The sequence below is a fragment of the Pigmentiphaga sp. NML030171 genome, assembly GCF_002188635.1.
Classification (GTDB): domain Bacteria; phylum Pseudomonadota; class Gammaproteobacteria; order Burkholderiales; family Burkholderiaceae_B; genus Pigmentiphaga; species Pigmentiphaga daeguensis.
This window is the reverse complement of sequence record NZ_NINX01000016.1, coordinates 63,985-71,498: the sequence shown is the minus strand read 5'-3', so window position 1 is coordinate 71,498 and position 7,514 is coordinate 63,985. Positions and strand designations below refer to the sequence as shown.

Sequence of the window (7,514 nt, the reverse complement as noted above, 5' to 3'; positions counted from 1 at the left end):
CCGGGCGCAGCGCGGCCGCGACGCCGGCGGTGCCGCGTTCGGCCACGGCGCTGGCCGCCCAGACCAGCCCGGAGGCGGTCAGCGCGGCGGCGAAGGCGACGCCGTAGACGCCCAGCAGCGGAGCCCAGCCTTGCAGCGGGCCGTCGACGTGGGCATAGCCGATGTTGAGCCAGGGGAAGCCGGTGAACAGGATGCCGCGCAGCCATTCCGAGCCGGTCCAGGCCACCGCCATCGCCAGCACGCACGTCAGCGGCGAGGCCAGCCGGGCGGGGCGGCCCGCGGTGGCCGGCCGTTGCGACAGCCACCACGCCACGCCGGTGGCCAGCGCGGGATACAGCGACAGATAGGCGGCCAGGAGGCCGACGCCCAGCGCGGCCAGCGGCGCCGCCATGAAGGCGTAGACGTGCAGGCTGATGTAGATCCAGGACACGCCGACCAGGAAGGTGCCGGCGCCGAAGGCCGCGCCGGTCCAGATGGCGCCCCGCAGGCCCTCGGCGCGCCAGGTCAGCCAGCTCATGCCGCCGAAGGTGGACAGCTGCAGCACCGGCAGGAACCAGGCGGGAAACGGGGTGGGCGCGAAGGCCAGTCCCTGCAGCATGCCGAGGATCAGCGCTCCGGCCAGCGCGGCATAGGGCATGGGCACGGGCGGGCTCAGCCTTGGTTGGGAAGCGGGGCCGCGGGCGCGGCGCCAGCCGCCAGGCGGGAGACGCGCAGCCACAGCGCGCGGCGGGCGTCGGCGCGGATCACGTCTATGCGCAGGTCGTCGCGTTCGATGCGGTCGCCGCGCCGGGGAATGCGGCCCAGGGTGCCGGCCATCCACCCGCCCACGGTGTCGTATTCGTCGTCGTCCAGCGACGAGCCGAAGGTCTCGTTGAAGCGGCGGATGTTGGTCAGCGCCATGACCCGCCAGCGGTTCTTGCCGTCGGGGAAGATGGACTGCTCGACGGCGGCGTCGTCGAACTCGTCCTCGATCTCGCCCACGATCTGCTCGAGCACGTCCTCGATGGTGATCAGGCCGGCGGTGCCGCCATGTTCGTCGACGACGATGGCGATGTGGTTGCGGTTGCTGCGGAATTCGCGCAGCAGCACGTTCAGGCGCTTGGATTCGGGGATGAAGACCGCCGGCCGCAGCAGCGTGCGCAGGTCCAGTTCGCGGTCGATCATGTAGCGCAGCAGGTCCTTGGCCAGCAGGATGCCGATGACGTTGTCGCGGCTGTCCTCGTATACCGGGAAGCGCGAGTGGGCGGTCTCGATGATGGTGGGCAGCAGGACGTCGATGGGCTGCAGGACTTCCAGCATGTCCATGCGCGAGCGCGGGATCATGATGTCGCCCGCGGTGAGCTCGGAAACGGCCAGCACGCCCTCGATCATGGACAGCGCCTCGGCGTCGAGCAGGTCGCGGCTGTAGGCCGCCTCGAGCACGGCCTTGAGGTCCTCGCGGTCTTCCGGTTCGCGGTGGATCAGCGCCGAAAGCCGTTCGAAGAAGGTTCTGGGTGGGTGTTTGGGCGTACGCGAAACGTACGCCGGACTAGGCGAGGTGTCTGACATCGTCCAATAGGACAAGTGTTGCAAAAGTTTAGGATACCCGATACGGGTCGGGTATTGCCATCTCGGCCAGGATACGGGTCTCCAGGGCCTCCATGCGCCGGGCGTCGCGATCGTTCAGGTGGTCGTAGCCCAGGGAATGCAGTACGCCGTGGACCACCAGGTGGGCGGCGTGATGCAAAAACGGCTTTTTCTGCGCCCGGGCCTCGGACGCCAGCACCGGCAGGCACAGCACGATGTCGCCGCCCACCACGCCCTCCGGGTCCGCGCCGTATTCGAAGGTCAGCACGTTGGTGGCGTAGTCGCGCTGGCGGAAATCGCGATTCAGCCGCCGGCCCTCGGCGGCGCCCACCAGCCGCAGCGTCAGGGCGACTCCCGCCACATGGGCCAGTTCCGGCGCCCGCAGGGCCTGGGTCACCCAGCGCCGCAGCCGCCAGCGCGGCAGCCTGGCCTCTTCCTGCCCGTACTGGACGGCCAGGGACAGCGCCGGCCCGGCGGCGGCCGCGCTAGCGGCCCGGGGCGTTCTGCTGGCCATGCTTCTCGTAGGCGTCGACGATGCGCGCCACCAGCGGGTGCCGCACCACGTCGCCGCTGGTGAACTGGGTGAACGAAATGCCCTGCACCGAGGCCAGCACCTGCGAGGCGTCCAGCAGGCCGCTGCGCTGGCCCTTGGGCAGGTCCACCTGCGACGGATCGCCGGTGATGACCGCCTTGCTGCCGAAGCCGATGCGCGTCAGGAACATCTTCATCTGCTCGGGCGTGGTGTTCTGCGCCTCGTCCAGGATGACGAAGGCGTGGTTCAGCGTGCGCCCGCGCATATAGGCCAGCGGCGCGATCTCTATCGTCTGCTTCTCGAACAGCTTGGTCACGCGTTCGAAACCGATCAGGTCGTACAGCGCGTCGTACAGCGGACGCAGGTAGGGGTCGACCTTCTGCGTCAGGTCGCCCGGCAAAAAGCCCAGCCGCTCGCCCGCCTCGACCGCCGGCCGCGTCAGCACGATGCGGCGCACCGACTCGCGCTCCAGCGCGTCGACCGCGCAGGCCACCGCCAGATAGGTCTTGCCGGTGCCGGCCGGGCCCATGCCGAACGAGATGTCGTGCGCCAGGATGTTGCGCAGGTAGTCGCGCTGGCGCGGTGTGCGGCCGCGCAGGTCCTGCCGGCGCGGCAGGCGCAGCACCACCTCGGCCTCGCCCGGGGCGCCCTGCGGCGGCGTGTCCTCGTCGGTGTCGTGGGCGGCGGTCATCGCGCCCAGCTCGACCAGGTTCAACTGCAATTGGTCCACCGACAGCGGCTGGTCCGCGTGCTCATACAGGTATTGCAGCGCCGCCGAGGCCGCTTCGGCGCGTTCGCCTTCCAGCGTGATGCGGTGGCCGCGGCGCGCCAGTTCGACGCCATAGGCGGCGGCCAGCTGGCGCAGGTTCTCGTCCAGCGGGCCGCAAAGATTCGACAGCCGGGCGTTGTCGTCGCCCAGCGATACGACGACCGGCGCGGCGCGGCGGTGGGAAGCGCGGGAGGCGGCCGTCATGCGGGCACGCCCCCGGCCGTCTCGCGCGTTACGACCTCGCCGCGCAGCGTGTGCGACAGCGCTGTGGTGATGCGGATATCGGCCACCTGGCCGACCAGCCGCGCGGGTGCGGGGAAGTTCACGATGCGGTTGTTCTCGGTGCGGCCCATCAGTTCGTTGGGATCCTTGCGCGACGGGCCTTCGACGATGACCCGCTGCGTGGTGCCGACCATGCCCTGGCTGATGGCCGCGGCCTGGTCGTTGATCAGCGCCTGCAGGCGCTGCAGGCGCGCCAGCTTGACGGCCTGCGGCGTATCGTCGGCCAGGTCGGCCGCCGGCGTGCCGGGGCGGCGCGAATAGACGAACGAGAACGAGGTGTCGAAGCCGACCTCGTCGATCAGCCGCATGGTCTTCTCGAAGTCTTCTTCGGTTTCCCCGGGGAAGCCCACGATGAAGTCCGACGACAGCGACAGCCCGGGCCGGGCGGCGCGCAGCTTGCGCACGATGGACTTGAACTCCAGCGCCGTGTAGCCGCGCTTCATCGCCGCCAGCACGCGGTCGCTGCCCGCCTGCACCGGCAGGTGCAGGAAGGACACCAGCTTGGGCAGGCGCGCATAGGCCTCGATCAGCCGCGGCGTCATTTCCTTGGGATGCGAGGTCGTGTAGCGGATGCGCTCGATGCCGGGGATGTCGTGCACGTATTCCAGCAGCAGCGCGAAATCGGCGATCTCGGCCGAGTCGCCCATCCTGCCGCGATAGGCGTTGACGTTCTGCCCCAGCAGCGTCACTTCCTTGACGCCCTGGTCCGCCAGGTCGGCGATCTCGGTCAGCACGTCCTCGAACGGGCGCGACACTTCCTCGCCGCGGGTGTAGGGCACGACGCAGAAGCTGCAATACTTGCTGCAGCCTTCCATGATCGACACGAAGGCCGTGGCGCCTTCCACCCGGGCCGGCGGCAGGTGATCGAACTTCTCGATTTCCGGGAAGCTGATGTCCACCTGCGACACGCCCGAGGCGCGCCGCCTGGCGATCAGCTCGGGCAGCCGGTGCAGCGTCTGCGGACCGAACACCACGTCGACATAGGGCGCGCGCGCCACGATGGCCTCGCCTTCCTGGCTTGCCACGCAGCCGCCCACGCCTATGACCAGGTCCGGCTTCTCGCGCTTGAGCATCTTGGCGCGGCCCAGGTCGGAGAAGACCTTTTCCTGCGCCTTCTCGCGCACCGAACAGGTGTTGAAGAGGATGATGTCCGCGTCTTCGGGACGATCGGTGATTTCCAGCGGCTGGTCGGCGTTCAGGACGTCCACCATCTTGTCCGAGTCGTACTCGTTCATCTGGCAGCCGAAGGTGCGGATGTACAGCTTGCGGGGAGTGGGATTGCTCATGTCGATTGCCGTGACGGGGTTATAGCCCGGGGGCAGGAAGGCGGAACACGCCATTTTAACAGAGGGGCGGGGTTGGACGGACGCCACGCCGGCGCCGTGTTCAGGTCTCTGTCAGTCCCCCCGGTCTAGACTGGAGCCTCAGATGATTGCTTTGCCGCTAAGGGCGCCGGCGGAATCCGCAGATCCCCAGCGCCTGGCAGGGTTGTTGTCCGACACCGATACCGCGCTTCCCCCGCGAGCATATTGAGGCGCGGCATTGTGTGCTCCCTATTGGCCCGACAGTTTACTGTCGGGCCATTTTTTTGGGTGATTCCGGGGTATTGGCCTGGGCCGGACGCCCATTTGCGTCCCGTTTCCGGACTGTATATAATCGCGGTCTTAGATTTTTTGGCGCATTAGCTCAGCCGGTTAGAGCGACGGAATCATAATCCGCAGGTCCCCTGTTCGAATCAGGGATGCGCCACCAGAATTCATGCGGCCCGCAGCGATGCGGGCCGTTTTGTTTTCAGCGGCCGGTGGCAGCCACGCCTTCACTCCGGCAACCGCGCCGGAAACACCAGCAACAGCCTCGCACCATCGTCTCCCATCGTGAACGCCACGCGCCCGCCCAGCTCGCGGGCCCGGCGTTGCATGTTGCGCAGCCCGTTCCCCGTGCCGGCCTGGAGCGGCCGGCCCCCATCATTGGACACCGATAGCGTCGCCATCCCGTCCTCGGTCGTCCTGCCTTCGATGGACAGGCGACGCGCGGGCCCATGGCGGATGGCGTTGGTGACGGCTTCCTGGAGGATGCGCAGCACGGACAGGGCGTTCTGCGGCGTGACGCCGGTGACCGCGGGCAGTTTCTCGGTGGACCAGTGGAATGCGATGCCCAGGCGCCGCAGTTGCGGCTCGAGCCGTTCGCGGAAGGCCGCCAGGGCCACGCCCAGGTCGCCGTCGCCCAGGTCCAGGGAATGGACCACCAGCCGCAGGTCGTCGAGCGCGGCCCGGGCCGCGCGCTCGATGGCCTGGCCGCCCTCCGGGTGGCGTTCGGAAAGAGCGATGATGGCGACGAGGTGGCCGCTCATCCCGTCGTGCAGGTCCCGCATCAGGCGCTGGCGTTCCTGTTCGCGCACCATCTGGCCGGCGTGGGTTTTTTCCTTCTCGTGCAGCAGCCCCAGTTCGGACTCCCGCGCCGCCAGTTTCTGCCGCAGCGTGTCGTTGGCATGGTCCAGGCTGTTCAGGCTGCGGGCCAGCCGGCCCATCAGGATGACCATGATGGCCAGCAGCATCAGGGTACGGGCGTACGAGGCAAGCAGGAAGGGGTCGTCGTATCGTCCGGTCACCACCAGGACGTCGTGCACGCCGAACCAGACCGTCAGCGCGCAGGGCCCCACCATGATGGCGGCATCCCAATTCTTGTCCTTCGCGAATTGATGCGCCAGGATGCCGGCGGCGGCGACATAGGCGGTCAGCGTGATGCAGGCGCTCAGGAGTCCGATCATCGGGAACGGAACCAGCCCGGTCAGCCCCAGGGCCAGGAGACATGCCGGAACGGCGATGACGGCCGGCAGCAGCTGCCTGGGGCGGCGCCGTCCCGCAATGGCCAATGCCATGCCGATCGCCATCAGGCCGACGGCGGACATGAGCGAGATCGACTGGAGTTGCTCCAAGGTGCCCAGCGTGGCGTGCGGGGACTGGGCCACGACGACCAGGATGCTGGTGATCGACATGGCGGCCAGCCATCCAAAGACCGGGTCGTGCCGGCGGGCGGTCCAGATGCTGGCGATGCCTATCGCCAGGGCGATGTGCAGGGCGAAGGTCATGGCGCGGACTTCCTCGATGAGGAAGTTCGACAACTGGTACGCGGGCATGACCACGGCGGCGGTTCCCACGCTGACCTGGGAAAGACGGCCCGGCAGCCATCCGATCTTGCGGGTCTGCCGCAGCAGGATTTCGTTGTGGCCCGGGTGGATCGCGCCGTCGGGAATCCGCGCCAGGAAGGCATAGCCGCTGGTGGGCGTCGACCACACGGTATCCGGCGCGGTGTCCGCCCTGCGACCGTTGACCCAGGCTTGGACGTGATGGCGGACGGCGGGGATGAACAGGAACATCGACTCGCCCGGTACGTCGGTGGCGTGGAAGGAAAGGCGATAGCTGCCGGTCGTCAGTTCGTAGAGCGTCTCGGGCAGCCAGTGGTGCGGCAGGGAAACCTGCTGCTCCGGGCCTTCTCCTTCCTGGATGAAGCGCGCTTCGGCGATCGCCAGGGCGCCAGGCGGGGGCGAGGTGTCAACGAGGTGGGGCAGGGCGCCGATCGCGATCGTGGCGGCGATCAGCAGAATCCAGGCGATCAGCTTGCCACGGTCGTGCGACAGGCCAGCGCGCGCTTCCATCACAGCCTGATGAGCCCGAGCCGCGAAGCCTCGAACACGGCCTCGGAGCGGTTGGTGGCTTGCAGCTTGCGATAGATGTTGCGGATATGGACCGGAACGGTCTGCCGGGAAATGGCGAGCTTGTCGGCCAGTTCGCCATAGGTGAAGCCCTTGGCGATGCCCCACAGGATGTCCATCTCGCGTTCGGTCAGGATGGGTTTGTCCGCGGTCTTCCCGGCGTTGCCGGCAGCGTGTCCCTGTTCGGCCAGGCGACGGACCAGGACGCGGGCGATGCGCGAGGAGATGGGCGAACGGCCGGCCATGACGTCCCGGATCGCGTCGAGCAGGTCGATGGAGTCGGCGTCCTTGAGCAGGTAGCCGGCGGCGCCCGCCTCGATGGCATCGAGGACCGAGCGCTCATCGGCCAGGATGGAGATGACCATCGCCTCGGCCTTGGGCTGTCGCTTGGCCAGGAAACGGATGGCATCGATGCCGCTGCCGTCGGGCAGATTGAGATCGGTGATCAGGAGATCGATCTCGTTGGCCCCGATGGCGATCAGGGTTTCCTCGAGGTTGGCGCAAGCCGCGCACAGGTTCGCTTCGGGCCATTCGCCGATGATGCGGGCGAGGCGCTCGCGTATGGGCCCGTCGTCTTCGGTCAGCAGAATCCTGAGCGGACCCTTCGTCATTGCAGTTCTCCTGGCCGCGCTGCGGCCGCGGCCGTCCCGCGG

The 7,514-nt window shown here is 68.2% G+C and carries 6 protein-coding genes, 1 tRNA gene and 1 pseudogene; 1 reads left to right on the top strand and 7 read right to left on the bottom strand.

What is annotated here, in order from left to right; all coding sequences use genetic code 11:
- The 5 genes and pseudogenes from CDO46_RS04405 to miaB all read right to left on the bottom strand — a co-directional run.
- A pseudogene (locus tag CDO46_RS04405) lies at positions 1 to 637 on the bottom strand (apolipoprotein N-acyltransferase); the annotation flags it as partial.
- Positions 638 to 651: 14 nt separating this feature from the next.
- Positions 652 to 1,548 carry an HlyC/CorC family transporter gene (locus CDO46_RS04400; protein WP_087837348.1) on the bottom strand — a complete coding sequence of 299 codons (897 nt, stop codon included), beginning with the start codon at positions 1,546 to 1,548 and terminating at the stop codon, positions 652 to 654.
- A gap of 28 nt (positions 1,549 to 1,576) precedes the next feature.
- Positions 1,577 to 2,080: an rRNA maturation RNase YbeY gene (ybeY, locus tag CDO46_RS04395; RefSeq protein ID WP_087837347.1), complete on the bottom strand. Its 504-nt coding sequence runs from the start codon at positions 2,078 to 2,080 to the stop codon at positions 1,577 to 1,579.
- On the bottom strand, positions 2,052 to 3,071 hold the full coding sequence (locus tag CDO46_RS04390) for a PhoH family protein (protein WP_087837346.1): 1,020 nt from the start codon (positions 3,069 to 3,071) through the stop codon (positions 2,052 to 2,054). The genes ybeY and CDO46_RS04390 overlap by 29 nt, the downstream gene beginning before the upstream one ends.
- Positions 3,068 to 4,435, bottom strand: a complete 1,368-nt coding sequence (gene miaB, locus CDO46_RS04385; RefSeq protein ID WP_243724459.1) for a tRNA (N6-isopentenyl adenosine(37)-C2)-methylthiotransferase MiaB — start codon at positions 4,433 to 4,435, stop codon at positions 3,068 to 3,070. The genes CDO46_RS04390 and miaB overlap by 4 nt, the downstream gene beginning before the upstream one ends.
- 389 nt (positions 4,436 to 4,824) lie before the next feature.
- Between miaB and CDO46_RS04380 the strand changes: the two genes are divergently transcribed.
- Positions 4,825 to 4,901: transfer RNA gene (locus CDO46_RS04380), tRNA-Met, on the top strand.
- Between the two features lie 64 nt (positions 4,902 to 4,965).
- Here the strand turns inward: CDO46_RS04380 and CDO46_RS04375 are convergent.
- Together CDO46_RS04375 and CDO46_RS04370 are read right to left on the bottom strand one after the other, a co-directional pair.
- Complete coding sequence (locus tag CDO46_RS04375) at positions 4,966 to 6,804, bottom strand: sensor histidine kinase (protein ID WP_087837344.1); 1,839 nt, start codon at positions 6,802 to 6,804, stop codon at positions 4,966 to 4,968.
- A complete protein-coding gene (locus CDO46_RS04370; RefSeq protein ID WP_087837343.1) occupies positions 6,804 to 7,472 on the bottom strand; it encodes a response regulator transcription factor in 669 nt (222 codons plus the stop codon). The genes CDO46_RS04375 and CDO46_RS04370 overlap by 1 nt, the downstream gene beginning before the upstream one ends.
- Positions 7,473 to 7,514 lie beyond the last annotated feature (42 nt).